Genomic DNA, 26,147 nt, shown 5'->3' on the forward strand with positions numbered 1-26,147 from the left:
AAGTGTCTGGACGCCTCGGGCGGTACGTGGAACGACGGCACGCCCGTGCACCTGTGGACCTGCCACACCGGAGCCAACCAGAAGTGGACCCTGCCCTGACCGTCCTCCTCCGATTCACCCGGCCGACACACGTGTGCCGCCCCGCTCACCGCCGTGAGCGGGGCGGCCCCGTGTCCGGGCGGCGCGGGCGGCGGGCGTCCGCCGTTCGGGTGCGCTGCGGTGGTGGCACTCGCGGGAGGGGCGAAGCATGGGCGGCAGTGCCCCGAGCCCGCGGACATGAAGGACGGCGACGGGGGTACTTCGCCCGCCCGGCCCTTGTTGGAGGAGAGCGCCCGTGACATTCAACCCCCTGGAGCAGCGGGGCATCCCGCTGGACCGCCAGCTGCGCAGCTGGCGGGAGCTCGACGTCAGCCCCATCGACCCCGACCGCTGCGACCCGTACACCCGCTGCCGCGTCATCACCATGAACGGCATCGAGGTCGAGGCGATCATGTTCAGCCACCAGCTGGCCCGCAACACGGTCGACCCGGAGGTCAAGCGGCAGCTGGCCCGGGTCCGCTACATCGAGGCGCAGCAGCAGAAGGTCGTGAACTGGCTGCTGCCCGGCGTGTCGTCGGTGCTGGAGACGACGATCGCCTACGAGCAGGTCGCCGTGGACCTCACCGCGTGGATCGCGCGCATGGAACCGGACCCGTACCTGAAGCAGGCGTACCAGTTCGGAGTGCTGGAGGACTTCGACCACCTGTACCGGTACGCCAACCTGTACGAGATGATCGAGCACCGCAAGGCGGAGTCGATCGTCGACAACCTCACCGAGATCATGCCGGGCCGCCCCACCAAGTACCACCACCGCGACCCGTACGACAACGTCCGCGACCCGTACGCGAAGGACGAGACGAACCCGCTGTCGAAGCTGCACGCCCTGACGGTCATGTCCGCCGAGCAGCAGACCATGAACTTCTACATGAACACCGGCCCCACCTACATGGAGCCCATCGCCCGCCAGCTGTACCAGGAGATCGGGCTGATCGAGGAGGAGCACGTCACCCACTACGAGTCCCTCGTCGACCCGGGCGAGACCTGGTGGGAGCAGCTCGTCAACCACGAGTACAACGAGTGCTACCTCTACTACTCCTTCATGGAGCAGGAGAGCGACCCCAGGGTCAAGGCGATCTGGGAGCTGCATCTCAACATGGAGCTGGAGCACCTGCACACCGCCTGCGACCTGATGCGCCGCCACGACGGACGCGACCCGGAGTCGGTCCTCGCGCCCGAGCTGCCCAACGTGCTCACCTTCGAGCCGAACAAGGCGTACGTGCGCGAGCTGCTCGACACCCAGATGGATCTGACCACCCTCGGCGCCGGCTACGTCCGCGAGGCGCACGAGCGGTTCGAGAAGATGCAGGAGGCGATCCACGGCGGCGAGGCGCCGCCGAGCGAGCGGGTCATGGCCGAGCACGACCAGATGTTCGGACGCGAGTACCGCGTCCAGTCCGAGGGCGAGCACCCCGACCCCGCGATGCGCGAGAAGTAGGGGAGGGCCGACATGACCGAGCTGCACACCCCCCAGGCCGGCGACGACCGGAGTCAGGACCTGGACGTCGTCGGGCTGCTGATGCGACAGCACGGCGACATCCGCAACCTGTTCGACGAGGTCGAGGCGAGCAGCGGCGACGAGCGGCGCGACGCGTTCCGCCGGCTGGTACGGCTCCTCGCCGTCCACGAGACCGCCGAGGAGGAGGTCGTCCACCCCTTCGCCCGGCGCGCCTTCCCGGGCGGCGAACAGGTCGTCGAGGAGCGGCTCGCCGAGGAGCGGGCGGCGAAGGAGACGCTCAGCGAGCTCGACGACCTCGACACCGACGACCCGGAGTTCATGCCGCGGCTGATGCGGCTGCGCACCGAGGTGCAGGAGCACGCCCGCAAGGAGGAACGCTACGAGTTCGCGTTCATCCGGCGCAGCACCGACGTGACGAACCTCGCCGCCATGGCCAAGGCCGTCAAGGCCGCCCAGGCCATGGCCCCCACCCGGCCGCACCCGGGCGTCGAGTCCGCGGCGGCCAACATGGCGCTCGGACCGGTCGCCGCCCTGATGGACCGCACCAAGGACGCGGTCCGCAAGGCCATGGGCAAGGACGGCTGACCGGACCCGCGACCGGCGCACCCCCGAGGGAAGGGAACCCGTGGTGATCGACGAGGACCTGCTTCGCGCACTCCTGGACGCGACGGACGACGGCGCCGCCCTGGTCCTGCTCGAAGGCAGGGCACAGGTGGCGAACCGCGCCGCCCTGGAGAGCGGGCAGTCGCGCGGGGCAGTGGTGCTGCTGTCGCGCGCGGACCTGGTGGACCGGCTGGGCACGGCGTCGCCCGGCCCCGAGGAACTCACCCGGGCGGCGGCGTCGCTGCGGGACGCCGCCGCCAAGCTCGGCGCCTGAGCGGCCCGGCGGGCGCGCGGCGATCACTCACACGAAAGGACGGCCATGGGCAGGAGCAGACCGACGCGGCGAAGCGGGGAGCCGGCGGACGCCGTCGCGCTCGGGCAGGGAGTGTTCAACCTCGTGGGCGGACTGTGGCCGCTGCTGCATCTGCGCAGCTTCGAACGGGTCTTCGGCCCGAAGACCGATGTGTGGCTGCAGCAGACGACGGGCGGACTGCTGGTGGCCGCGGGCGCCGCCCAACTGGCGACGAGCGCCGACCCGGAGGGCCGGCGCCAGGCCCGCCTCGTCGGCCTCGGCACCGCGCTGACCCTGCTCGCCGTCGACCTCGTCTACGTGCCCAAGGGACGGATCAGGCCGACCTATCTCCTCGACGCCGCGATGCAGACGGGGTGGATCGCCGCGTGGCTGCGTTCCACCCCGTGACGTCCGCACCACCGCACGGCACTCCTCGCACAGAAAGGACCACCATGACCGAGCAGACCCCCTCCCAGGCGGAGGGCGAGCCCGAGCGGGACGAGGCGGAGACCTCCGGCGAAAACGCCGCGCCGCGGACCACACCGTCGCAGGCGGAGGGCGACCGTGACGACGACGGCGACGCCACCGACGCGCAGGAGGGCGACGGGTCCCGGTCGTGACGGATGAGGTCCGCTCCGGATTCCGGCTCTTGGCCGGCGCGCGCCATGCTCCCGCGCTGCACCCGCACGGACTGACCTGCGCGGGCGAGCTGGAGATCGTGGACGACGGGCGCGGGCCCTGGGGCGTGCCCTTCCTGGACACGCCCGGCCGGCACGCCGCCACGGTACGGCTCTCACGGGCCGCCGGACTGCCGCGCGGCCTGCCCGACGGGCTGGGCCTCGCCGTGCGCGTCGAGCGGGCCGACGAGGAGGGCCGCACCCTCGACCTGCTCCTCACCGGCAGCGGCAGGGGCCGGTTCACCCGGCGCCTGCCGCTGCCGCGCATCGACGTGCTCGGCGGCCCGTACTCCAGCCTGCTGGCCTACCGCGTCGGCGACCGCGACCGTCTGCTGGCCGCCCTGCCGCGCCCCTCCGCGCGCCGCCCCGTGCCGGGCGACCCGGCGGGACTGCGGGCGGCCCTGGCCGCCGGGCCGATCGTCCTCGACCTGTGCGCCGGGACCGGACGGCGGTCGTGGCGCGTGTTCGGCGTGCTGACGGTGCGCACACCCCTGCCGGTGCCGACGGAGCAGACCCCCGGCTTCGACGTCTATGCCCATGATCTTCCCGGCCTCACCCCCGGCGAGGCTCTGGCCGGGGTGCGCCGCGCCGCCTACCGGGGGTCCCGCGTCGGCCGCCGGGAGGCCCCGCGCGAGTGAACGGGTACGCCCGAATGAGGCGTTCCCTCGGCCATTCGGCTCGAAATCGGCGCCCGCAGGGCGTCGCCGCCCGCTCCGCAGGACTAACGTCCGCTGAGCTGGTTACGCGCTGCGCGACAGCCAGACCGCGACCCCCCACCCAGCTGACCGAGGGACTCGATGGCGACACACACTGAACCGGTTTCTCCTGTCCCGGCGGCGGAGCGCCGTGGTCGTGGGCAGGTCGTCGTCACCTGGCTGACGACGACCGACCACAAGAAGATCGGGCATCTCTACCTGATCACGTCGTTCGCCTTCTTCCTTATCGGTGGGGCGCTGGCCCTGGTCCTGCGGGCGGAGCTGGCCCGGCCGGGGATCCAGATCGTTTCCAACGAGCAGTACAACCAGGCGTTCACGATGCACGGCACGATCATGCTGCTGCTGTTCGCGACCCCGACCTTCGCCGGGTTCGCCAACGCGATCATGCCGCTGCAGATCGGCTCCCCGGACGTCGCCTTCCCGCGGCTGAACATGTTGTCGTACTGGCTGTTCCTGTTCGGCGGGCTGATGGTCCTCGGCAGCTTCCTCACGCCCGAGGGCGCCGCCGACTTCGGCTGGACCGCGTACACCCCGCTCAGCGGCGGTGAGCGCACCACCCAGCTCGGCGGGGACCTGTGGGTCATGGGGCTGGCCCTCTCCGGGTTCGGCACGATCCTCGGTGCGGTCAACTTCATGACCACGATCATCTGCATGCGCGCCCCGGGCATGACCATGTTCCGGATGCCGATCTTCACCTGGAACGTGCTGCTGACCTCCGTGCTCGTGCTGCTGGCCTTCCCCGTCCTCGCCGCGGCGCTGCTCGCGCTGGAGGCGGACCGCAAGTTCGGCGCGCACGTCTTCGACCCGGAGAACGGCGGCGCGATCCTCTGGCAGCACCTGTTCTGGTTCTTCGGCCACCCCGAGGTGTACATCCTCGCGCTGCCGTTCTTCGGGGTGATCACGGAGATCATCCCGGTGTTCTCCCGCAAGCCGATCTTCGGCTACTCCGGGCTGATCGCCGCGACCATCTCCATCACCGGCCTGTCCGTGACCGTGTGGGCGCACCACATGTTCGCCACCGGAGCGGTGCTGCTGCCGTTCTTCTCCTTCATGAGCTTCCTGATCGCCGTCCCCACCGGGGTGAAGTTCTTCAACTGGATCGGCACGATGTGGAAGGGGTCGCTGTCGTTCGAGCCGCCCATGCTGTGGGCGGCCGGCTTCCTGGTGACGTTCCTGTTCGGCGGGCTGACCGGTGTCCTGCTCGCCTCGCCGCCGCTGGACTTCCACGTCACCGACAGCTACTTCGTCGTCGCCCACTTCCACTACGTGCTGTTCGGCACGATCGTGTTCGCCATGTTCGGCGGGTTCAGCTTCTGGTGGCCGAAGATGACCGGGACCATGCTCGACACGCGCCTGGAGAAGGTCCACTTCTGGACGCTGTTCGTCGGCTTCCACACCACCTTCCTGGTGCAGCACTGGCTCGGCGCCGAGGGCATGCCCCGCCGTTACGCCGACTACCTCGCCGCCGACGGCTTCACCGCCCTGAACACCGTCTCCTCCATCGGCGCGTTCCTGCTGGGCCTGTCCACCCTGCCGTTCCTCTACAACGTCTGGAAGACCGCGAAGAAGGGCGAGCGGGTGGAGGTCGACGACCCCTGGGGCTACGGCCGCTCCCTGGAGTGGGCCACCTCCTGCCCGCCGCCCCGGCACAACTTCCACGCGCTGCCCCGCATCCGCTCCGAATCGCCCGCCTTCGACCTGCACCACCCGGACATCGCCCGGCTCGAACAGCAGCAGCACACCGGCCGCCGCGACGTGATCGACGCGCCGGGCCACGAGAGCGACCGCAGCGGCCCCGACGTTTGACCGGGCCGGGATCGCGGCACTTGGACCGGGCCCCGGACGGCCCGCGGAACGGGCCCGGACGAAAGGCGCTTCGGTGGCGACGGTCGGTGTCGAAGAGGAGTACCTGCTGATCGATCGGGTCACCGGTCAGTTGGCCGAACAGGCGGAGAAGGTGCGGGCGGCGGCCGGTCTGGAGCCGTTCGTCGCGCGCCGTGAGATCCAGTCCGAACTGCTCCAGGGCCAGATCGAGGTGGCCACCCCCGTCTGCCGGACGCTGGACGAGGTCGGCGGCCATCTGCTGCGGCTGCGGCACGCGGTGGCCGGGGCTGCGGAGGCGCACGGCTGCCGCCTCGCCGCCTGCGGCACGCCCCCGCTGCGGCAGCAGGTGCCCGTGGCCGTCACCCGGCAAGCCCGCTACCGGGCCCTGCAGCGGCAGGCGCCCCAGCTGGTCGCCGAGCAGATGGTCAACGGCATGCACGTGCACGTGGCCGTGGACAGCCGCGCGGCCGGCGTCGACGTGCTCAACCGCATCCGGCCCTGGCTGCCGGTCCTGACGGCCATGTCGGCCAACTCGCCCCTGTGGGAGGGACACGACACCGGGTTCGCCAGCTGGCGCACGATCGTCTTCGGGCGCTGGCCGGTCGGCGGCGTCCCGCCCCGCTTCGCCGGCGAGGCGGACTACGACGCCCGTGTCCGGCACCTGCTGGCCACCGGCGTGATCACCGACACCGGGCAGCTGTACTGGCAGGCCCGGCTCTCGGAGCGGTACCCCACGGTGGAGGTGCGCTGCCTGGACGTCCAGCTGCGCACCGACGAGGCGGCGATGCTCGCGGGCATCGTCCGCGCCCTCGTCGGCATCGCCGTGCACGACGCCGCTGCCGGCCGTCCGGTCCCCGACTGGCCGCCCGAGCTGGCGCAGATCTCCATGTGGCAGGCCGCCCGGCACGGACTGAGCGACACCCTCGTCGACGCCGGGGGCATGCGCCGACGCGCCGGCGACGTCGTGTGCGGGCTGCTGGACCACATCGCGCCCGCCCTGGACGCGGCCGGCGACACCCGCGAGGTGACCTCCCTCGTGCACCGGCTGCTCCGGCAGGGCACCGGCGCCGACCGGCAGCGCCGGGCGCTGGAGGCGGGCGGACTCGACGCCGTCACGGAGATGATCGCCGAGGAGACGACCATGCCGTGACCTGCGGAGTCTCCACGGGTCACGGCATGGTCGCCGTCGGTCAGTCCTCCTCGCCGCCGTCCTCGTCCTCGTCCTCGTCGTCGTCGTCGCCGGTCGCGCGGTCGGACAGGACGCTGTACGCCAATTGCAGCGCGTCCGCCCCGGCCAGCGCGGTGAGCGCGCCCATGGCGGTGCGGGTCGCCCGGGGCCACAGCAGCTGCCCCGCGGTCAGTGTCGAGGCCACCCACACGCTCAGGCAGAACGGGCAGGTCACCAGCTCCCCGACGGTCCCCCTGCCGTCCTCCTCGCGGGCCTCCTCGTGCAGCTCGGCGGGGCCCTGCGGACCGGCGTAGGTGGTGAAGGGCGCGCGCAGCGGACTGGTCACCGACGCCTTGCTCAGCAGCCGGCTCAGCCGGAACGTCGCCACGGAGGTCAGGACGACGTCCCAGGGCACGGGCCGCTCCGGCAACGGGCGCCCGCGCAGCCGCACCGCCGCGGCCCAGGCCGCCGTATAGGCCGTGAAACCGCCCATCGCCGCGAGATAGCCGCCCAGCGGGCGTTCGTGACCGGCCGAGTAGTCGTTGCGGGTGCGCCGGAGGAGGCCGCGCAGGTGATCTGCGGCGCGGCGGTGAGCTGCGATGTTCATGGCCCGCCGGGTCCCCCCGCAGCCGTCCGGCAAACGAGGGGCCGCGCGGGTGTGCCGATCCGCGGACGGGGGCGTAACGTCCCCATAGGGCGGATGCCGCGCTTGGGACGCCGGGAGGTGCTCGTGACCGGCACGACGGACCCGGCCGCCACCGACGCCGGGGAACTGGACGCGGCGCTGGCGGAGACCGTGCGCCGCACGGGCGCGTCCATCGGCGCGCTCTACCTGCTCGCGCCGGACGGGCAGCTCCTGATCCTCGACGTGCTCTGCGGCGCCCCCGCCGAACTGGCCGCGCCCTGGACCAAGGTCCCGGTCGCCGCCCCCGCCCCGGTCGCCGACGCCGTCCGCGAGGACCGGGTGGTGTGGGCGGGCAGCCAGGAGGAGATCGCCCGCTCCTATCCGCGCACCGCGATGGCCCTGCCGTTCCCGCTGGCCCTCGTCGCCGCACCGGTCACCGGCGTCCGCCGGTGGGGCGCCCTGCTGCTGATGTGGCCGGCGGGCCGTCCCCCGTACATGACCGGGCGGGAGCGGGGCAACATCGCCGCCAGCTGCCGGCGGCTGGCCCGCCTGCTGGAGGAGACCGGCCGGCCGGCCACCCCCGGGGACCGGCCCCGGGTCGTCGCCGTCGGGACCGGCCGCCCGGCCATCAACCCCGGCACGGCGGCCGTCGACTTCATCGAGCGGCTGCCCGGCGGCAGCTGCTCCCTGGACCTGGAGGGCCGCTTCACCTACGTCAGCTCCGGCGCCTGCGAGCTGCTGGGCGCGGACGCCGAACGGCTGCTGGGAACCCTGCCCTGGCAGTCGCTGCGCTGGCTGGACGACCCCACCTACGAGGACCGCTACCGGGCCGCCGTGCTCAGCCGCGAACCCGTCGCCTTCAGCGCCTGCCGCCCGCCCAACGACTGGATGGACTTCCACCTCTTCCCGGACGCCAGCGGCATCAGCGTCCGCATCGTGTGCACCGGAGCGCCGGCGCTGCCGCAGCCCGCGCCCCGCACCCCCCTCGGCGCCGCCGAACCCACCCGGGCCGGCCGGCTCTACCAGCTCACCCATCTGGCCGCCGCGCTGACCGAGGTCGTCGGCGTCCAGGACGTCATCGACCTGGTCGCCGACCAGGTCATGCCCGCCTTCGGAGCGCAGGGCCTGGTGCTCTCCTCCGCCGACGCGGGCCGGCTGCGCATCACCGGGCACCGCGGCTACGACCGGGCGACCATCGAGCGCCTCGACGCCCTGCCCCTGGACACCCGCCTCACCCCGGCCGGACGCGCCCTCGGCAGCGGCATCCCGGCGTTCTTCACCAACGCCGAGGACATGCGGCGCATCTATCCCGAGGCGTCGGAGATCAGCGGCAAACAGGCATGGGCCTTCCTGCCGCTGATCGTCTCGGGCCGGCCCGTCGGCATCTGCGTCCTGTCCTACGACCGTCCGCGCGAGTTCCCGGCCGAGGAACGCGCCGTACTCACCTCGCTCGCCGGGCTCATCGCCCACGCCCTGGACCGCGCCCGCCTCTACGACACCAAGCACGAACTGGCCCACGGCCTCCAGCAGGCGCTGCTCCCGCGCACCCTGCCCGAGGTCGCGGGGCTGCGCGTCGCCGCCCGCTACCTGCCCGCCACCCGGGGCATGGACATCGGCGGGGACTTCTACGACCTGATCCGGCTCGGCGACACCGCCGCCGCGGCCGTCATCGGCGACGTCCAGGGCCACAACGTCGCCGCCGCCGCGCTGATGGGCCAGGCCCGCACCGCAGTGCACGCCCACGCGGCCCTCGGCGCCAGCCCCGACCAGGTCCTCGCCGGGACCAACCGGCTCCTCGCCGACCTCGGCCCCGACCTGTTCGTCAGCTGTCTCTACGCCCGGCTCGACTTCGCCCGCGGGCGCGCCCTGCTCGCCAGCGCCGGCCATCCGCCGCCGGTCCTGCGGCTGCCCGACGGCGACACCCGGCCCCTGGACGTACCGCCCGGACCGCTGCTCGGCATCGACCCGGACGCCGGTTTCCCGGTGACCGAGATCCCGCTCGACCCCGGCACGCTGCTCGTCCTGTGCACCGACGGCCTGATCGAGCGGCCGGGCGAGGACGTCGACGACTCCCTCGCCCGGCTCGCGCACCACGTGGCCATCGGCGACGACCGCGACCTGGAGCTGCTCATCGACCATCTGCTGCGGCAGGTCCGCACGACGGGGCAGCGCGCCGACGACATCGCGGTCCTGGTCCTACGGCACGACGGGGACGCCCGGGTCGCCCCGGACGCCCCCGTCACAGGGGTCGGACTCAGACCAGGTCGAACCGGTCCGCGTTCATGACCTTGTTCCACGCGGCGACGAAGTCCTGGACGAACTTCTCCTTCGCGTCGTCGCAGGCGTACACCTCGGCGACGGCGCGCAGCTCGGAGTTCGAGCCGAAGACGAGGTCGGCACGGGTGCCGGTCCACTTCTTCGCACCGGTGGCGTCGAAGGCCTCGTAGAGGTTCGACTCGCCCTCGACCGGCTTCCACGTCGTGCCCAGCTCGAGCAGGTTGACGAAGAAGTCGTTGGTCAGCCGGCCCGGGGTCTCGGTGAGGACGCCGTGCTGCGAGCCCTGGTAGTTGGCGCCCAGCACGCGCAGGCCGCCGACCAGGACGGTCATCTCGGGCGCGCTGAGGTTCAGCAGGTTCGCCCGGTCGAGCAGGAGGTGCTCGGCCGGCAGGCGGTTGGCCTTGCCGACGTAGTTGCGGAAGCCGTCGGCCTTCGGCTCCAGCGCGGCGAACGACTCGACGTCCGTCTGCTCCTGTGTGGCGTCGACGCGGCCCGGGGTGAACGGGACCTCGATGTCGTAGCCCGCGTCCTTGGCGGCCTTCTCGATGCCCGCCGCGCCGGCGAGGACGATCAGGTCGGCGAAGGAGACCTGCTTGCCGCCGGTGAGGGAGGCGTTGAAGGACTCGTGCACGCCCTCCAGGGTGCGCAGCACGGTGGCGAGCTTCGCGGGCTCGTTGACCTCCCAGTCGGCCTGCGGCTGCAGGCGGATGCGGGCGCCGTTGGCGCCACCGCGCTTGTCGCTGCCGCGGAAGGAGGAGGCCGACGCCCAGGCGGTGGAGACCAGCTCGGACACGGACAGGCCCGACTCCAGGAGCTTGGCCTTCAGGGCGGCGACGTCCGCGGCGTCGATCAGCTCGTAGGTGCGCTCCGGCAGCGGGTCCTGCCAGATCAGGACCTCGGAGGGGACCTCCGGGCCGAGGTAGCGGGCGACCGGGCCCATGTCGCGGTGGGTCAGCTTGAACCAGGCGCGGGCGAACGCGTCGGCGAAGGCCTGCTCGTCCTCCAGGAAGCGGCGCGAGATGGGCTCGTAGATCGGGTCCATGCGCAGCGCCAGGTCCGTCGTGAACATGATCGGCTGGTGGCGGACGCCGGCCTCGTGGGCGTCGGGGACGACCTGGCCCGCACCGTGCTTCGGACGCCACTGCAGGGCGCCGGCGGGGCTGCGGAACTGCTCCCACTCGTAACCGAACAGGATCTTGAAGTAGTCGTTGTCCCACTTGGTGGGCTCGTAGGTCCACGCGCCCTCGAGACCCGAGGTGACGGTGTCCTTGCCGTTGCCGGCGCCGTGGGTGTTCTTCCAGCCCAGGCCCTGCTCCTCGAGCGGGGCGGCCTCGGGGTCGGGGCCGACGGCGTCCGCCGGGCCGTTGCCGTGGGCCTTGCCGAAGGTGTGGCCGCCGGCGATGAGGGCGACGGTCTCCTCGTCGTTCATCGCCATCCGGCCGAAGGTCTCGCGGATGTCGCGGGCGGCGGCCAGCGGGTCGCCGCTGCCGTTCGGGCCCTCGGGGTTGACGTAGATGAGGCCCATCTGGACCGCGGCGAGCGGCTCCTCGAGGTTGCGCTCACCGCTGTAGCGGCCCTCGTCGCTGAGCCAGGTGGTCTCCGGGCCCCAGTACACGTCCTCGTCGGGCTCCCACACGTCGGCGCGGCCACCGGCGAAGCCGAAGGTCTCGAAGCCCATGGACTCCAGCGCCACGTTGCCCGCGAGGACCATGAGGTCGGCCCAGGAGATGCTCTTGCCGTACTTCTTCTTGACCGGCCACAGCAGACGGCGGGCCTTGTCCAGGTTGGCGTTGTCCGGCCAGCTGTTCAGCGGGGCGAAGCGCTGCTGGCCGGCGCCGGCGCCGCCGCGGCCGTCGGTGATCCGGTAGGTGCCGGCGCTGTGCCAGGCCATGCGGATCATGAACGGACCGTAGTGGCCGAAGTCCGCCGGCCACCAGTCCTGCGAGGTGGTCAGCACCTCGGCGATGTCCCGCTTCACGGCCGGGAGGTCCAGGGCCTTGAAGGCCGCGGCGTAGTCGAAGTCCTCGCCGAGCGGGTTGGCGACGGCGGGGTTCTTGGCCAGGATCTTCAGGTTCAGCCGCTCGGGCCACCACTGACGGTTGCCGCCGCCCTGGGTCGGGTGCGGGGCGCGGCCGTGCGCGACCGGACAGCCGGACGCCTCCTCCGGCTTCGGGTCGGTGACGATCGCGTCGTGGTTCTCAGACATCGAATTCCTTCCGGACTTCATTGATCACGGTGCTGTGTTGCGGGCGGTGGAACAGTCGGGGCACAGGCCCCAGTAGATGACCTCGGCCTCGTCCACCGAGAAGCCGTGGTCGTCGGAGGCGGTGAGACAGGGGGCGTGGCCGACCGCGCAGTCGACGTCGACGACGGCGGCGCACGAGCGGCACACGAGGTGGTGGTGGTTGTCCCCGACGCGGCCCTCGAAGCGGGCGGGGCTGCCGGGCGGCTCGATGCGGCGGACGAGGCCTGCCGCGGTGAGCGCGTGCAGGGCGTCGTACACGGCCGGCAGCGATATGTGGCCCACGCGTTCGCGCACCCCCGCGGCGATGGCCTCGACGTCGAGGTGGTCGCCGGCCCGGACGGTCTGCAGCAGCGCGACGCGTGCGGCGGTGACCCGCAGGCCGGCGCCGCGCAGCTCCTCGGCGGCGGTCGGGGGCAGGGATGCGGAGGTCATGGCGCACAACCTACCGCCTTAAACCCGAATCATTAAAGAAAACGAAGGGTTAACCTCTGGACAGGTTTGCGGGGCGGGCGGGGGAGGGTCGGGGCGAGGACGGGCGGCGTGCGCGACGCGGGCTCCCCGGCCCGTGGCTCACAGGCGTTCGCGGGCCACGTCGTCCTCGCCCGGTTCCGTGCCCGGGCGGGTGGCACGGCGGGCCTGGAGCAGCCGGAGGCGGTCGAGGCGGGTGATCACGGGGGAGGCGGTCACGCCGTGCAGGGCGACGGAGGCGAGGACCGTGAAGGTGACGACGGCCCACAGCTCCCGCGCCGGGACGCCGAAGCCCTCGATGCCTAGTGCGTAGGCGAGGTAGAAGAGGGAGCCGATGCCGCGGATGCCGAAGAAGGCGACCACGACGCGCTCCCGGGGCCCGGCCGCCGTGCGCAGCTGGCCGCCCCAGCCGGTCAGCGGCCGCACCACGAGCAGCAGGAGCACACCCGTGAGCGCGCCCTGCCAGCCGAGCGGGGCGAGTCCCCCCTGGGCGACGAACGCGCCGAGCAGGAACAGCAGGGCCGCCGTGAGCAGCCGCTCCACCTGCTCGACGAAGTCGTGCAGGACGGTGTGGTACCCATGGCTGCGCTCCGCGGCGCGGATCCGGCAGGCGGTGACGAACACGGCCAGGAAGCCGTACCCGTGCGCCAGCTCGGTCAGCCCGTAGGCGAGGAACGTCGCGCCCAGGGCGACGAACCCCTCCCGGTGCTCCGACAGCCGCATCGCCTGCCAGTTGGTGCGGAAGAACAGCCAGCTCAGCAGCGTGCCCACGAGCAGGCCGCCGAGCACGCCGGCCACGCACCGGTACGCCACGTCCACCAGCGCCCAGTGCCCGATCCAGTCGCCGGACGGGCCGGGCCCCGCCGCGGCCATCGCCAGCGCGGCCATGACCACCGGGAAGGCCAGGCCGTCGTTGAGCCCCGCCTCGCTGGTCAGGGCGAAGCGGACCTCGTCCTCGTCGTGCTCGGCGTCGGTGGGCGCGCCCACCCGCACCTCCGAGGCGAGCACCGGGTCGGTGGGCGCGAGCACGGCCGCCAGCAGGAGTGCCGCGGCCGGCGGCCAGTCGAGCAGGAGCCACGCGAGCACGGCCGTGGCCGCGATCGTCAGCGGCATCGTCACGCCCAGCAGCCGCCAGGTGGCGTGCCAGTGGCGGCGGCCGAAGGGCCGGTTGAGGGCCAGGCCCGCGCCCATCAGCGAGATGATCACGCACACCTCGGTGAGGTGCTCCGCCCACAGCCGGTCGGCGACCGGGTCGATCTCGGGCAGCGGCGTCGGCAGCAGTTGGAAGGCCACCCCGCAGGCGAGGAAGACCAGGGGGGCGGACACTGGTCTGCCCGCCACGAGCCGGGGCACGACGGCGGCACCGAGGGCGCCGGCCCCCAGCAGGGCAGAGAGGTAATCGGCCGAGGTCACCGCTGACGTCTGCCCGGTTCGCCGGGCCGGTACGCCCGCCGCACGGCTGACGTCCGCGGCGGGCAGGACGTGATCGACATGCCCATGCCGTCATGCAGTGGCCAGGTTCACATGGCGTGGCGCCGGTCACGCCGACACCATGGGGGGCGTTCACCGGCAGGCTGAAGGGATCGACAATGTTCCGCAAGGTGCTGGTCGCCAACCGCGGTGAGATCGCGATTCGGGCGTTCCGCGCAGGATACGAACTGGGCGCGCGCACCGTCGCCGTCTTCCCGCACGAGGACCGCAACTCGCTGCACCGGCTGAAGGCGGACGAGGCCTACGAGATCGGCGAGCCCGGCCACCCGGTGCGCGCCTACCTGTCCGTCGAGGAGATCGTCGGCGCGGCCCGCCGCGCCGGAGCGGACGCCGTCTACCCGGGCTACGGCTTCCTGTCCGAGAACCCTGAGCTGGCCCGGGCGTGCGAGGCGGCGGACATCACGTTCGTCGGGCCGAGCGCGGACATCCTGGAGCTGACCGGGAACAAGGCGCGCGCGGTCGCCGCCGCCCGCGCGGCCGGCGTGCCGGTGCTGGGCTCCTCGGCGCCCTCCACCGACGTCGACGAACTGGTGCGCGCCGCCGAGGACGTCGGCTTCCCCGTGTTCGTCAAGGCCGTCGCGGGCGGCGGCGGGCGCGGCATGCGCCGCGTCGACGACCCCGACCGGCTCCGGGAGTCCATCGAGGCGGCGTCCCGGGAGGCCGCCTCCGCGTTCGGCGATCCCACCGTCTTCCTGGAGAAGGCCGTGGTGGAGCCCCGCCACATCGAGGTCCAGATCCTCGCCGACGGCCAGGGCGACGTCATCCACCTGTTCGAGCGGGACTGCTCGGTGCAGCGCCGCCACCAGAAGGTGATCGAGCTCGCACCCGCCCCCAACCTCGATCCGGAGCTGCGCGACCGGATCTGCGCCGACGCCGTCCGCTTCGCCCGGCAGATCGGCTACCGCAACGCCGGCACCGTGGAGTTCCTCCTCGACCGCGAGGGCAACCACGTCTTCATCGAGATGAACCCGCGCATCCAGGTCGAGCACACCGTCACCGAGGAGGTCACCGACGTCGACCTCGTCCAGGCCCAGCTGCGCATCGCCGCCGGGGAGACGCTCGCCGACCTCGGACTCGCCCAGGACACGGTCGCCCTGCGCGGCGCCGCGCTCCAGTGCCGCATCACCACCGAGGACCCCGCCAACGGCTTCCGCCCGGACACCGGCCGCATCAGCGCCTACCGCTCGCCCGGCGGCTCCGGCATCCGCCTGGACGGCGGCACCACCCACGCCGGCACCGAGATCAGCGCGCACTTCGACTCGATGCTGGTCAAACTCACCTGCCGCGGCCGGGACTTCGCCACCGCCGTGGGCCGCGCCCGACGGGCCGTCGCCGAGTTCCGCATCCGCGGCGTGGCCACCAACATCCCCTTCCTCCAGGCGGTGCTGGACGACCCGGACTTCCGGGCCGGCCGCGTCACCACGTCGTTCATCGAGCAGCGCCCGCACCTGCTCACCGCGCGCCACTCCGCCGACCGCGGCACCAAACTGCTCACCTATCTCGCCGACGTCACCGTGAACCGGCCGCACGGCGAACGGCCCGAGCTGACCGACCCGCTGGCCAAGCTGCCCCCGCTGCCCGCCGGCGAGCCCCCGGCCGGCTCCCGGCAGCTGCTCGCCGAACTCGGTCCCGAGGGCTTCGCCCGCCGGCTGCGCGCGTCGGACGCCGTCGCCGTCACCGACACCACCTTCCGCGACGCCCACCAGTCCCTGCTGGCCACCCGGGTCCGCACCAAGGACATGCTCGCCGTCGCCCCGGTCGTCGCGCGCACCCTGCCGGGCCTGCTGTCGCTGGAGTGCTGGGGCGGCGCCACCTACGACGTCGCCCTGCGCTTCCTCGCCGAGGACCCGTGGGAGCGGCTGGCCGCCCTGCGCGAGGCCGTGCCCAACATCTGCCTCCAGATGCTGCTGCGCGGCCGCAACACCGTCGGCTACACCCCGTACCCGACCGAGGTCACCGACGCCTTCGTGCAGGAGGCCGCCGCCACCGGCATCGACATCTTCCGCATCTTCGACGCCCTCAACGACGTCGACCGGATGCGCCCCGCCATCGACGCCGTACGGGAGACCGGCACCGCCGTCGCCGAGGTCGCCCTGTGCTACACCGCCGACCTGTCCGACCCGGCGGAGAAGCTCTACACCCTGGACTACTACCTGCGCCTCGCCGAGCGGATCGTCGACGCGGGCGCCCATGTCCTCGCCGTCAAGGACATGGCGGGCCTGCTGCGCGCCCCGGCCGCCGCCACGCTGGTCACCGCGCTGCGCCGGGAGTTCGAACTGCCGGTCCACCTGCACACCCACGACACGGCCGGCGGACAGCTCGCCACCTACCTCGCTGCGATCCGGGCCGGCGTGGACGCCGTGGACGGGGCGGTGGCGTCGATGGCGGGCACCACCTCGCAGCCCGCCCTGTCGGCGATCGTCGCCGCGACGGACCACTCCGAGCGGACCACCGGCCTGGACATCCGGGCGGTCGGCGACCTGGAGCCGTACTGGGAAGGCGTCCGCAAGGTCTACGCCCCCTTCGAGGCGGGGCTGCCCGCGCCGACCGGCCGTGTCTACCACCACGAGATCCCCGGCGGGCAGCTGTCCAACCTGCGCACCCAGGCCATCGCGCTCGGCCTCGGCGACCGCTTCGAGGAGATCGAGGCCATGTACGCCGCCGCCGACCGCATCCTCGGCCGCCTGGTGAAGGTCACCCCCTCCTCCAAGGTGGTCGGCGACCTGGCGCTGCACCTGGTCGGCGCCGGCGTCTCGCCGCGGGACTTCGAGGCCGAGCCGGACCGCTTCGACATCCCCGACTCCGTGATCGGCTTCCTCCGCGGCGAGCTGGGCACGCCGCCCGGCGGCTGGCCCGAGCCGTTCCGCACCAAGGCGCTGCGGGGGCGCGCCGAGGCCAGGCCCGTCCAGGAGCTGACCGCCGACGACCGGGAGGGCCTCGCAAAGGACCGCCGGGCGACGCTCAACCGGCTGCTGTTCCCCGCCCCCACCCGCGAGTTCGAGGCCCACCGCCAGAACTACGGCGACACCAGCGTGCTCGACAGCAAGGACTTCTTCTACGGTCTGCGCCCCGGCACCGAGTACGCCATCGACCTGGAGCCGGGCGTGCGGCTGCTGATCGAGCTGCAGGCGATCGGCGAGGCCGACGAGCGCGGCATGCGCACCGTGATGTCCTCGCTCAACGGCCAGCTGCGTCCGATCCAGGTCCGCGACCGGTCCGCCGCCTCGGACGTCCCGGCCACCGAGAAGGCCGACCGCGCCAACCCCGGCCATGTCGCGGCCCCCTTCGCGGGAGTGGTCACCCTCTCGGTCGCCGAGGGCGACGAGGTCGGGGCCGGCGCCACCGTCGCCACCATCGAGGCGATGAAGATGGAGGCGGCGATCACCGCCCCGAGGGCCGGGACGGTGTCCCGGCTCGCCATCAACCGCATCCAGCAGGTGGAGGGCGGCGACCTGCTGGTGGAACTGCGCTGACCCGCGGTCGCCGCCCGGGGGAGGGCCCGGCCCGGCGCACGGCGCACGCCGGGCCCTCCACCGCCCTGCGTCCCGTTCGGTCCCTCGCCGCGTCGCGCCCGGCGCCCAGGTGTTCTCCCCCCGGGTTCTGGGGACTCGGTCCCCCGGACAGGCGGAGAGGTGATCACGATGAGCGGATCCAACCGGTACGGCGGCAGCACCGTCGACGGCGACATCCGGCGGACGACGCCGGGCGACGAACCGGTCGGTGAGCTGGTGCGGCGCGCCTCGCAGCAGCTGACCGAGCTGGTGCGCGGCGAAATGCGGCTGGCGCAGGCGGAGATGAAGGAGAAGGGCAGGCGCTACGGCAAGGGCGGCGGCCTGTTCGGCGGCGCCGGCCTGGTCGGCTTCCTGGCGCTGCAGGCCCTGGTGGCCACGGCGATCGCCGCGCTCGCGGTGCCGCTGCCGGTGTGGGCCGCCGCGCTGATCGTCACGGCCGTGCTCGGAGTGATCGCCGCGGTGCTGGCGCTCGTCGGCAAGAAGGAGGTCGGCCGGGCCGCCCCGCCGGCGCCCCGGAAGACCATCCACAGCGTCAAGGCCGACATGGCCGAGATCAAGGAGAGCGCCAAGCGCTGACCCGGCGGCGGCGCCGAGCGCCGGCCGGGCGGCACGGGAGGTACTGATCGCCGTGACTGGTCGTCACGCCCTGCCCGCCCTGACCGCGGGCGCGGCCACCGGACTGGTCCTGATGCTGCGCTGGGCGGCGAGCCGGTCGCGCCGCCCGAGGTCGGACGCGGACGCCGTGCTCCGGGAGGCCGAGCGGCACGTGTACCGGTACTGGAAGAGGCTGCGCACCCAGCTGCCGCCCCGCGACGCCGAGGACTTCTGACTCCGGACGCCGAGGGCCTGCGACTCCGGGCCCGCGCTTCCGGGAACCGGCCCCGCGGCTCTCCGGAACCGACTTCAAGGGCCTCCCGACCGGGGAGACGGCCCGCCTCCGGTTGCGGACCCGCCCGGACGGAGGTCCCATGGGCGCACGACCGCGGTGAGCCGCCGAGAGGCAGGATGCGAGGACGCACGGCGCCGGCGCGCATGCCGTGGCCGCGGTCGGCCGCGGCGCCGACAGGGCCGGCTGTGCGGTGCCGGCAACGGGCCGACGGGGTTCAGGGCCGGTGGCCCGCGGCGTCGCCGCCGGGATCGTCGGCGAGTTCCACCGCGGCCGTCGTGCGCTTGCCGACCGGCTCGCGGTGCACCTCGAAGCTCTGGCACACGGCCATGACGATCTCCAGACCGTGCTGCCCGACCCGGCCGGGATCGGCGGCCCGGGCCACCGGCAGCACCGGGTCGCTGTCCCAGACCGTGATCTCGACGCGCCCCTCGACCACCTCCAGGTCGAGCAGGCACGGGCCCGGCGCGTACTTGCAGGCGTTCGTCAGCAACTCGCTGACCACCAGCTGCACCACGTCCATGGCCCGCCCCGACACCGGCAGGCCGTGCGCCGACTGCACCCGGGTCAGAAAGGCTCGGGCGAGGGCACGGCCCTGGGCGATGTCGCCCGACCTGCCCTCGTAGGCCGCCGACGCCCGCACCAGCTGGGCGCCGATCAGCCGATCGTCGTCCGGCACAGCTCCGTCCATCCGATCCGCCCTCTTCCTGAGCCTGACCGCTTCACACCGAGCCTCTACCCTCCCCGCGCGAGAACACCGGCCTTGGGCCGAACCGGCCGTGAAACGGTGTCGCCCGCCTATGGGCTCACTGATCCGAGTAGTTGATGTCCCCCACCGTCCACGCGCTCACGTCCGCGATGGCCACACGGAACATGCCGCCGGTGTCCGGGATGCCGTAGCTGCCCTGGAGGATCCGCGCGACATGGAAGTGCAGATGCGTGGGGCGGCCGTCCGCGCCGCCGGACGACGTGAAGGGCCGGGCGAAGCCCCGCAGTTGCTCGGAGTCGCGCAGCACTTCCGCCACGCGCTCCTTCCACAGGGTCTCGGGGGCGAGCCGTCCGGTGATCACGGCCCCCGGAACCACCACCGTGAGGGACATCCGACTGCTGTGCTCCGACTCCACCATCGCAGCGATGTCGACGAGCAGGTCATCAGGGTGCGACATGGCTCGTGAGCCTACTCCAGAGAACGGTTGCCGCATGCGTCCCACGGTGGCAGGAGGATCGCTCATCTGTGATGTGAGTGTCTCAGATGGGCACCAGGGGCTTACGGTGCGCCGTCCTGGGCACTCGGACGTTGTCACCGATGCCGCACCGCCCGAGGAGAGACCGTGACGATTCGCATCGGAGTGGAGGAAGAGTTCCACGTCCTGGAGGTGGAGAGCGGTTTGCTCGTGCCACGCGCCGACCCGGTCCTGCGACGGCTTCCCCGGCGGACCTTCACCAGTGAACTCCACCGGACCACCGTGGAGACCAACAGCGGCGTCCACGCCTCGCTGCACGACCTGTACACCGACCTCCACGCCACCAGACGCAGGCTCGACGCGGTCGCCTCCTCGCTGGGGCTCGCCGTGGTCGCCGCGGGCACCGCGCCGCTGGCCCCGGCCGGCCCGCCGCGCCCCACCGAGGGCGCGCGGTACCGGCACATGGTCGAGGAGTACCGCCGGGTCGCCGACGAACAGCTCATCTGCGGCGCCCAGATCCACGTCGACGTGCCCGACCGCGACACCGCGGTCCGGGTCGCCTGCGCGGTCTCGCCCTGGCTGCCCGTCCTGCTGGCCCTGTCCGCCAGCTCGCCCTTCTGGCAGGGCTCCGACACCGGCTACGCGAGCTGGCGCACCCTGCTGTGGCAGCGCTGGCCCACCGCCGGCCCCATCGGCTGCTACCGGGACGCCGCCGACTACGACGCCGCGGTCGAATCCCTGGTGCGTTCCGGGGTCATCAGCGACGCCGGGATGGTCTACTACGACGTCCGTCCCTCGGCGCATCTGCGGACGCTGGAGCTGCGCGTGTGCGACGCCTGCCCGCGCGTGGAGACGGTCGTGCTCGTCGCCGGGCTGTTCCGGGCGCTGGTCACCGAGGCCCGGGAGCGGCTGGCCGCGGGCGACGCGCCCGAGTGCGACGGCCGCCACGACTGGCTGCGCGGCGCCACCTGGCGGGCCGCCAGGTCCGGCCTGGAGGGCGCCCTGATCGACCCGGAGACCCGGTGCGAGGCGCCCGCCCCGCACGTCGTGCGGGGACTCCTCGCCCGCCTGCGCCCGGCCCTGGAGGCCCACGGCGACTGGGACACCGTCCGGGCGCTGACCGACTCCGCCCTCGCCCACGGCAGCGCCGCCCGGCGCATCCGCCGCACGGCGCAGGAGGAGGACCTGCTCGCCTGTGTGGACCTGCTGATCGCCCAGACGCGCGGCGAACGCCCGCGCCCGGGCGCCGCGTCCCTCACCCGCGGACGACGCCTTCCGACCGACGGCCGGAGTACGGCCCGCGTCCCGGGAAAGCCGGAGGCCGTCGGCCGCTGACCGCGCCGAGCACGCCCCCCGGAACCTTTCACACCCTCGTATTCAGGAGAGATCCCTTCATGTCCAGCAGCACCGCCCAGGCCGCGGCCGCACGGCGCGCCGCGGCGCCTCCTCCGCGGGACACCGACCACCGGACTCGGAAGGGAGGCGGCGCGGCATGTGCGGTCTGAGCGGGGAGATACGTTTCGACGGCGGACGGCCCGACCTCGAGGCGGTCCGGCGCATGAGCGACCGGCTCGCCGACCGCGGCCCCGACGGCAGCGGGACGTGGACGCGCGGCGCGGTCGCGCTCGGCCATCGCCGGCTGAAGATCATCGACCTGTCGGAGCAGGGGGCGCAGCCCATGACCGACGAGGCCGGCGGCGTCACCGGCGTCTTCAACGGCTGCATCTACAACTACCGGCAGCTGCGCGAGGAACTGCGCGGCCTCGGCCACCGTTTCGCGTCGACCTCGGACACCGAGGTCGTGCTGAAGGCCTACCGGCAATGGGGCACCGCCTGCGTGGAGCGGTTCCGCGGCATGTTCGCCTTCGCGCTCGTCGAGCACCGCACCGGACGCCTCGTCCTGGGCCGCGACCGGCTCGGCATCAAGCCGCTGTACCTCGCCCACGCCCCGGGCCGGCTACGGTTCGCCTCGTCGCTGCCCGCCCTGCTCGCCGCCGGGGACGTGGACACCTCGCTCGACCCGGTCGCCGTCCACCAGTACCTGAGCTGGCACGCCACCGTCGCCGCGCCCCGCACGGTCCTCAACGGCGTGCGCAAGCTGCCGCCCGCAACCGTGCGGGTGATCGAGCCGGACGGCGCCCACCGCGACCGGGTGTACTGGCAGCCGTCGTACACCCGGCGGGCCGAGTACGCGGGCATGGACGCCGACGACTGGCGCGACGCCGTGCTCGACGTCCTGCGCACCGCCGTACGCCGCCGGATGGTCGCCGACGTGCCGGTCGGCGTGCTGCTCTCCGGCGGACTGGACTCCAGCCTGATCGTGGCGCTCCTCGCGCAGGAGGGCCAGCGCGACCTGATGACGTTCAGCGTCGGCTTCGAGTCGGAGGGCGGCGAGGAGGGGGACGAGTTCCACTACTCCGACCTGGTCGCCAAGGAGTTCGACACCGACCACCGCCGGCTGATGGTGCCCTCCGACCGGGTGTCGACGGCGCTGGACGGCGCGGTCGCCGCGATGAGCGAGCCGATGATCAGCCATGACGTGGTCGCCTTCTACCTGCTGTCCGAGCAGGTGTCCAAGGACGTCAAGGTGGTGCAGAGCGGCCAGGGCGCCGACGAGGTGCTCGCCGGCTACCACTGGTACCCGCGGCTGGCCGAGGTCGCCCGGGAGGAGGAGCCGGAACGGTACGCCGACGTCTACTTCGACCGACCCCACGGCGACCTCGCCCGCGTCCTGCAGCCCCACATGCTGCCCGCCGAGGACGTGTCCGGACGCTTCGTGCGCGAGCACATGGCGCACCCCGGCGCCGAGACCGCCCTGGACGCGGCCCTGCGCCTGGACACGCACGTCATGCTCGTGGACGACCCGGTCAAGCGCGTCGACAACATGACGATGGCGTGGGGCCTGGAGGCACGGGTGCCGTTCCTGGACCACGAGCTGGTGGAGCTGGCCGCGGCCTGCCCGCCGGAGCTCAAGCTCGCCGACGGCGGCAAGGGCGTGCTGAAGGCGGCGGGCCGTCAGATCCTGCCGCGCGAGGTCGTGGACCGGCCCAAGGGCTACTTCCCGGTCCCGGCGATCAAGCACATGGCGGGCCCCGTCCTGAACCGGGTGCGCGAGGCGCTGCACGCGCCGGAGGCGAAGGAGCGCGGCCTGTTCCAGGAGTCGTATGTCGCCGAGCTGCTCGCGGCGCCCGACGAGCACCGGACCCGGCGCGGGGCCAACGCCCTGTGGCAGATCGCCCTGCTGGAGATATGGCTGCAGACGCACGGAATCAAGTGACCGACGCGCACGGAGCGCGGACGGCGGCGGACGCGGGCGACCCGGCCCGCGCCGCCGCCCCGGCGCCCGTGCCGCTGCCCGGCGCGGGCGGCCCGCGCGACGCGGTGACCCGGCTGCACGCGCACGGCTGCTGGTATCCCTCCGCGAGCCCCGACGGCACCCGGGTCGCCTTCATCTGCGACCGGGGCGGCGTGCCCCAGCTGTGGGCCGGGCCGGTCGACGGCGACGACGTCCACGTCCTCGACTCCTCCCCGGATCCGGTCAAGGAGGTGTCCTGGTCGCCGGACGGCCGCTGGATCGCCTACACCACCGCGCCGGGCGGCGGGGAGCACTCGCGGGTGCTGTGCGTACGGCCCGACGGCACCGGACGCCGCATCCTGGCCGGGGCCGACCCGGACAGCTCCGCCTACCTGGGCTGCTGGGCCCACGACGGCTCGGCGGTCGCGGTCACCGTCGCCCCGCCGTCCGGCGCCCGGCCGCCCGACGGCGCGGAGCCCGGCGCCCCGGGGGAGACCCACCCCGTCCCGCCGGCCGACTGGGCCGGCCGCGACGGCCGGGCGACGCTGCTGGGCGGGGTGCCGTACGACGCGACGACGGACGCCCGGGCGACGCTGCTCGGCGCACCGGGCGCGCCGGGCACGAGCGGCGTACCGGCCGGTGCCCCGCTCGCGGAGTTCCGGCCCCTCGCCGGCCGGGCGACGCTGCTGGGGGCGGTCCCCTACGGCGCCGCGGCGCGCGGCCCGGCCGTCCGGTCCGGCGGCGGTCTGTCGGCGTATCTGATCGACCCCGACGGGATCGCGTCCCCCGTCCTCGTCGCCACCGAGACGCACGCCGCCACCCTGCGGGTCTGCGACCTCAGCCACGACGGCGGGCTCGCGCTGCTGCGGCGCGGACCGCGCGGGCGACGCGAGGCGGTGATCCGGCGGCTCGCCGACTCCGCGACGACCGGCACGTTCGCCGTCGCCGACGGCGACCCGTGGATCGGCCGCTTCTCGCCCGACGCGCGGACGCTGTGGCTGCGCAGCAACGCCGACCGGGAGTTCGCGGCGCTGTTCGCCGTCGCGCTCGGCCCCGGCGGGGAGCCGCTCGGCCGCGCGGTCGTCGCCGAACGCGACGGCAGCGACCTGGAGCTGCTCGCCCTGGCCCACGACGGCCGCACGGCCGTACTCGCCTGGAACGTGCAGGGCGCGAGCGACCTCGAACTCGTCGAGACCTTCCCCGCCCACCGGGCCACGGACGCCACCGGCCCCGCCAGGCCCGTCCCCCTGCCCCATGAGGTCGTCACCCGCATCACCCCCGCCGGGACGGGCCGGCTCCTGCTCGCCCTGTCCGGTTCCCAGCGCCGGCCCGGCGTGTGGTGGGCCCACGAAGGCGTGTCCCTGCTGCGCACGCCCTGGTCCTCACGGGCCGAGGACGCCGTCCCGCCCGGCCGTCCGCCCGTCCGCCCCGTCCCGCTGCGGCTCACCGCCCGCGACGGACTCCCGCTGAGCGGCTGGTACTACAGGGCGCCGGGCCGCCCCTCGCACGTCCCCGCGCCCTGCGTGATCCATCTGCACGGCGGCCCGGAGGAGCAGGAACGCCCGGTGTTCAACCCGCTCTACCACGAGCTGCTCGGCCGCGGCCTGGACGTCTTCGCACCCGACGTGCGCGGCTCCTCGGGGCACGGCCGGTCCTTCGTCGACGCCGACCTGGGCGCCGGCCGTTTCGCCGCGCTGGACGACGTCGCGGACTGCGCCGCCCACGCCGTGCAGGCGGGCCCCGCCGACCCGACCCGACTGGCCGTCATGGGCCGCTCCTACGGCGGCTACCTGTCCTTCGCCTCCCTCGTGTGGCACCCCGACCTGTTCCGCACGGGCGTCGCCGTCTGCGGCATGTCGGACTTCCTGACCTTCTTCGCCGGCACGGAGCCCTGGATCGCGGAGTCGGCGGCCCACAAGTACGGGCACCCCGAGCGCGACCGCGAGCTGCTGCGGGCGTTGTCGCCGATGACCCGCATCGACGCCCTGCGCGTCCCGCTCCTCGCCGTCCACGGCGAGCACGACACCAACGTGCCGCCGGGGGAGTCGGAGCAGTTCGTGCGCGCCGCGCGCGAGCGCGGCATCCCCGCCGAGCTGCTCACCCTGCGCGACGAGGGACACGACTTCCTGCGCGCGGACAACCGCCGGCTCTTCCGCCGGGCCGCCGCGGACTGGCTGGAACGCGTCCTCGGGGAATGACCGCGGGAAATCACCGCGCAAGCAGCCCCGCAGGACGGTTCGACCCGCGCGTCGCGGGTTACTCGGGGGAGCCATCGAGCCGGAACTTCCGGAGGTGATGGGAGTGGCAACCTCTCACGGGTCCCCCATGGAGACCCATCCCGACATCATCGACATACGCAACCGTCACGAGATGGCGGAGCGTGCCGCGAGCACTCCCAAGGCGCAGGCCATCGAGACCCTGGCCTTTCTGACGGGCGTGTACCTGGCGGCCTCCCCGTGGATCGCGGGGTTCAGCAACCTGTCCGCGCTGGCGGTCAACAACCTGATCGTCGGCATCGCCTACGCGCTGCTGATGAGCGGTGGTTTCGGCCGCGCCTACGAGCGCACCCACGGCATGGCCTGGGCGGCCTGCGCCCTCGGCGCCTGGACGATCGTCGCGCCGTGGGTCGTCGCCGGCGACGTGAGCACCACCCGGTCGGTCTGGAACAACGTCGTCGTCGGCGTCATCGGCCTGCTGCTCGCCCTGGGGGCGAGCGCGGCGGCCAGGGCGGCCGAACGGCCGCCGAAGCCCGGACGCCGTACGCCGGCCTGACGGGGACGCCGTACGCCGGCCCGAAAGGAGCGAGCCGGCCCCCACCGCACCGCGGCCCGGACCCGGATGCCGGTCCGGGCCGCACCTCTGTCCGCCTCCGTCCCCCCCGCCCGTCCCGTCCACGTCCGCCCGCGACGGGCCGGGGCCGGCCGGCCCGGTCCGGTCAGACGCCGGGGCGTGTCCCGATGCGCATGCCGGGGCGGCGGCGGTGCACCGTCAGATACGTCAGCCCGTCCTCGCCCGCGACGAGACCGCGCGCGGCGCCGTGCGGCAGCCAGACCAGAGCGCCGGCGGCCAGGGGCCGTCGGTCCCGCCCGGTGGAGAGGGCGCCGTCGCCGGCCAGCACGAGCAGCAGCACGTCGAGGTCGGGCTCCGTGTGGGCTCCGACGCCGGCGCCCGGCGCGACGCGCACCACGTTGGCGTCCAGCTGCCGGCCCGGCTCGGCCAGTCGCCACAGCGCCCCGGTGGCCGACGCCTCGGCGGTGAGCGCCCCGGTGTCGCACAGCACCCGCGCAGCCCCGTCGTCGGCCGCCGCGTCACCCATCAGCCGTCACCCT

General features: G+C 73.5%; 24 protein-coding genes. 17 read left to right on the top strand and 7 right to left on the bottom strand.

Translation table 11 applies throughout. The features are described 5' to 3' along the window. The 9 genes from ABZY13_RS23945 to ABZY13_RS23985 form a co-directional block, all read left to right on the top strand. Nucleotides 1–99 (top strand): ricin-type beta-trefoil lectin domain protein (locus ABZY13_RS23945; protein ID WP_356634101.1); only part of this gene is annotated, 99 nt, incomplete at its 5' end. 235 nt (nucleotides 100–334) lie between these two features. Then, nucleotides 335–1,534 carry a hypothetical protein gene (locus ABZY13_RS23950; protein WP_356634004.1) on the top strand — a complete coding sequence of 400 codons (1,200 nt, stop codon included), beginning with the start codon at nucleotides 335–337 and terminating at the stop codon, nucleotides 1,532–1,534. Between the two features lie 12 nt (nucleotides 1,535–1,546). Next, a complete protein-coding gene (locus ABZY13_RS23955; RefSeq protein WP_356634006.1) occupies nucleotides 1,547–2,140 on the top strand; it encodes a hemerythrin domain-containing protein in 594 nt (197 codons plus the stop codon). A gap of 40 nt (nucleotides 2,141–2,180) precedes the next feature. Further along, nucleotides 2,181–2,432 (top strand): hypothetical protein, encoded by a 252-nt coding sequence (locus tag ABZY13_RS23960; protein ID WP_356634008.1) that lies wholly within the window; start codon nucleotides 2,181–2,183, stop codon nucleotides 2,430–2,432. 45 nt (nucleotides 2,433–2,477) lie between these two features. Further along, nucleotides 2,478–2,858, top strand: a complete 381-nt coding sequence (locus ABZY13_RS23965) for a hypothetical protein (RefSeq protein WP_356634010.1) — start codon at nucleotides 2,478–2,480, stop codon at nucleotides 2,856–2,858. 44 nt (nucleotides 2,859–2,902) lie between these two features. Then, on the top strand, nucleotides 2,903–3,070 hold the full coding sequence (locus tag ABZY13_RS23970; RefSeq protein WP_356634012.1) for a hypothetical protein: 168 nt from the start codon (nucleotides 2,903–2,905) through the stop codon (nucleotides 3,068–3,070). Then, the gene (locus tag ABZY13_RS23975) at nucleotides 3,067–3,765 is read left to right on the top strand and encodes a phosphodiesterase (protein ID WP_356634014.1); all 699 of its coding nucleotides are present in this window, start codon (nucleotides 3,067–3,069) and stop codon (nucleotides 3,763–3,765) included. The genes ABZY13_RS23970 and ABZY13_RS23975 overlap by 4 nt, the downstream gene beginning before the upstream one ends. A gap of 159 nt (nucleotides 3,766–3,924) precedes the next feature. Then, nucleotides 3,925–5,649, top strand: coding sequence for a cytochrome c oxidase subunit I (ctaD, locus tag ABZY13_RS23980; RefSeq protein WP_356634016.1), 1,725 nt, complete (start codon nucleotides 3,925–3,927; stop codon nucleotides 5,647–5,649). Between the two features lie 73 nt (nucleotides 5,650–5,722). After that, the gene (locus ABZY13_RS23985) at nucleotides 5,723–6,817 is read left to right on the top strand and encodes a glutamate--cysteine ligase (protein ID WP_356634018.1); all 1,095 of its coding nucleotides are present in this window, start codon (nucleotides 5,723–5,725) and stop codon (nucleotides 6,815–6,817) included. A 40-nt stretch (nucleotides 6,818–6,857) separates the two neighbouring features. Here ABZY13_RS23985 and ABZY13_RS23990 read toward each other — a convergent pair whose 3' ends face one another. Continuing rightward, nucleotides 6,858–7,442 carry a DUF1360 domain-containing protein gene (locus ABZY13_RS23990; protein WP_356634020.1) on the bottom strand — a complete coding sequence of 195 codons (585 nt, stop codon included), beginning with the start codon at nucleotides 7,440–7,442 and terminating at the stop codon, nucleotides 6,858–6,860. A 123-nt stretch (nucleotides 7,443–7,565) separates the two neighbouring features. Here ABZY13_RS23990 and ABZY13_RS23995 point away from each other — a divergent pair, with 123 nt between their 5' ends. Then, entirely contained in the window at nucleotides 7,566–9,746 is a 2,181-nt protein-coding gene (locus tag ABZY13_RS23995) for a SpoIIE family protein phosphatase (RefSeq protein WP_356634022.1), read from the top strand. On the opposite strand, the gene katG is transcribed toward ABZY13_RS23995, so the two are convergent. From katG to ABZY13_RS24010, 3 genes are all read right to left on the bottom strand, one after another. Next, complete coding sequence (gene katG, locus ABZY13_RS24000) at nucleotides 9,715–11,943, bottom strand: catalase/peroxidase HPI (RefSeq protein WP_356634024.1); 2,229 nt, start codon at nucleotides 11,941–11,943, stop codon at nucleotides 9,715–9,717. The two genes, ABZY13_RS23995 and katG, sit on opposite strands and share 32 nt — an antisense overlap. A gap of 24 nt (nucleotides 11,944–11,967) precedes the next feature. Beyond that, nucleotides 11,968–12,414 (bottom strand): Fur family transcriptional regulator, encoded by a 447-nt coding sequence (locus ABZY13_RS24005; protein ID WP_356634026.1) that lies wholly within the window; start codon nucleotides 12,412–12,414, stop codon nucleotides 11,968–11,970. A gap of 138 nt (nucleotides 12,415–12,552) precedes the next feature. After that, complete coding sequence (locus ABZY13_RS24010) at nucleotides 12,553–13,863, bottom strand: cation:proton antiporter (protein ID WP_356634028.1); 1,311 nt, start codon at nucleotides 13,861–13,863, stop codon at nucleotides 12,553–12,555. 176 nt (nucleotides 13,864–14,039) lie between these two features. Here ABZY13_RS24010 and ABZY13_RS24015 point away from each other — a divergent pair, with 176 nt between their 5' ends. The 3 genes from ABZY13_RS24015 to ABZY13_RS24025 all read left to right on the top strand — a co-directional run bounded on the left by ABZY13_RS24015 (nucleotide 14,040) and on the right by ABZY13_RS24025 (nucleotide 18,282). After that, entirely contained in the window at nucleotides 14,040–17,414 is a 3,375-nt protein-coding gene (locus ABZY13_RS24015; protein WP_356634030.1) for a pyruvate carboxylase, read from the top strand. Between the two features lie 168 nt (nucleotides 17,415–17,582). After that, entirely contained in the window at nucleotides 17,583–18,029 is a 447-nt protein-coding gene (locus tag ABZY13_RS24020) for a phage holin family protein (RefSeq protein ID WP_356634032.1), read from the top strand. Nucleotides 18,030–18,081: 52 nt separating this feature from the next. Then, nucleotides 18,082–18,282 (top strand): hypothetical protein, encoded by a 201-nt coding sequence (locus ABZY13_RS24025; protein WP_356634034.1) that lies wholly within the window; start codon nucleotides 18,082–18,084, stop codon nucleotides 18,280–18,282. 274 nt (nucleotides 18,283–18,556) lie between these two features. Here the strand turns inward: ABZY13_RS24025 and ABZY13_RS24030 are convergent, their stop codons facing one another. Both ABZY13_RS24030 and ABZY13_RS24035 read right to left on the bottom strand, forming a co-directional pair. Next, nucleotides 18,557–19,030: an ATP-binding protein gene (locus ABZY13_RS24030; RefSeq protein ID WP_356634036.1), complete on the bottom strand. Its 474-nt coding sequence runs from the start codon at nucleotides 19,028–19,030 to the stop codon at nucleotides 18,557–18,559. A 115-nt stretch (nucleotides 19,031–19,145) separates the two neighbouring features. Further along, the gene (locus ABZY13_RS24035) at nucleotides 19,146–19,505 is read right to left on the bottom strand and encodes a hypothetical protein (protein WP_356634038.1); all 360 of its coding nucleotides are present in this window, start codon (nucleotides 19,503–19,505) and stop codon (nucleotides 19,146–19,148) included. A gap of 165 nt (nucleotides 19,506–19,670) precedes the next feature. On the opposite strand from ABZY13_RS24035, the gene ABZY13_RS24040 reads away from it, so the two are divergent. From ABZY13_RS24040 to ABZY13_RS24055, 4 genes are all read left to right on the top strand, one after another. Beyond that, entirely contained in the window at nucleotides 19,671–20,858 is a 1,188-nt protein-coding gene (locus tag ABZY13_RS24040) for a glutamate--cysteine ligase (RefSeq protein WP_356634040.1), read from the top strand. A gap of 157 nt (nucleotides 20,859–21,015) precedes the next feature. Next, a complete protein-coding gene (locus ABZY13_RS24045; RefSeq protein WP_356634042.1) occupies nucleotides 21,016–22,800 on the top strand; it encodes an N-acetylglutaminylglutamine amidotransferase in 1,785 nt (594 codons plus the stop codon). Continuing rightward, nucleotides 22,773–25,016, top strand: coding sequence for a prolyl oligopeptidase family serine peptidase (locus ABZY13_RS24050; RefSeq protein WP_356634044.1), 2,244 nt, complete (start codon nucleotides 22,773–22,775; stop codon nucleotides 25,014–25,016). Before ABZY13_RS24045 ends, ABZY13_RS24050 begins: the two co-directional genes overlap by 28 nt. A gap of 127 nt (nucleotides 25,017–25,143) precedes the next feature. After that, the gene (locus ABZY13_RS24055; RefSeq protein ID WP_356634046.1) at nucleotides 25,144–25,590 is read left to right on the top strand and encodes an SPW repeat protein; all 447 of its coding nucleotides are present in this window, start codon (nucleotides 25,144–25,146) and stop codon (nucleotides 25,588–25,590) included. 163 nt (nucleotides 25,591–25,753) lie between these two features. On the opposite strand, the gene ABZY13_RS24060 is transcribed toward ABZY13_RS24055, so the two are convergent. After that, the gene (locus ABZY13_RS24060) at nucleotides 25,754–26,134 is read right to left on the bottom strand and encodes a hypothetical protein (protein ID WP_356634048.1); all 381 of its coding nucleotides are present in this window, start codon (nucleotides 26,132–26,134) and stop codon (nucleotides 25,754–25,756) included. Nucleotides 26,135–26,147: the final 13 nt, after the last annotated feature.

It is taken from the genome of Streptomyces sp. NPDC006610 (assembly GCF_040611575.1).
Taxonomy (GTDB): domain Bacteria; phylum Actinomycetota; class Actinomycetes; order Streptomycetales; family Streptomycetaceae; genus Streptomyces.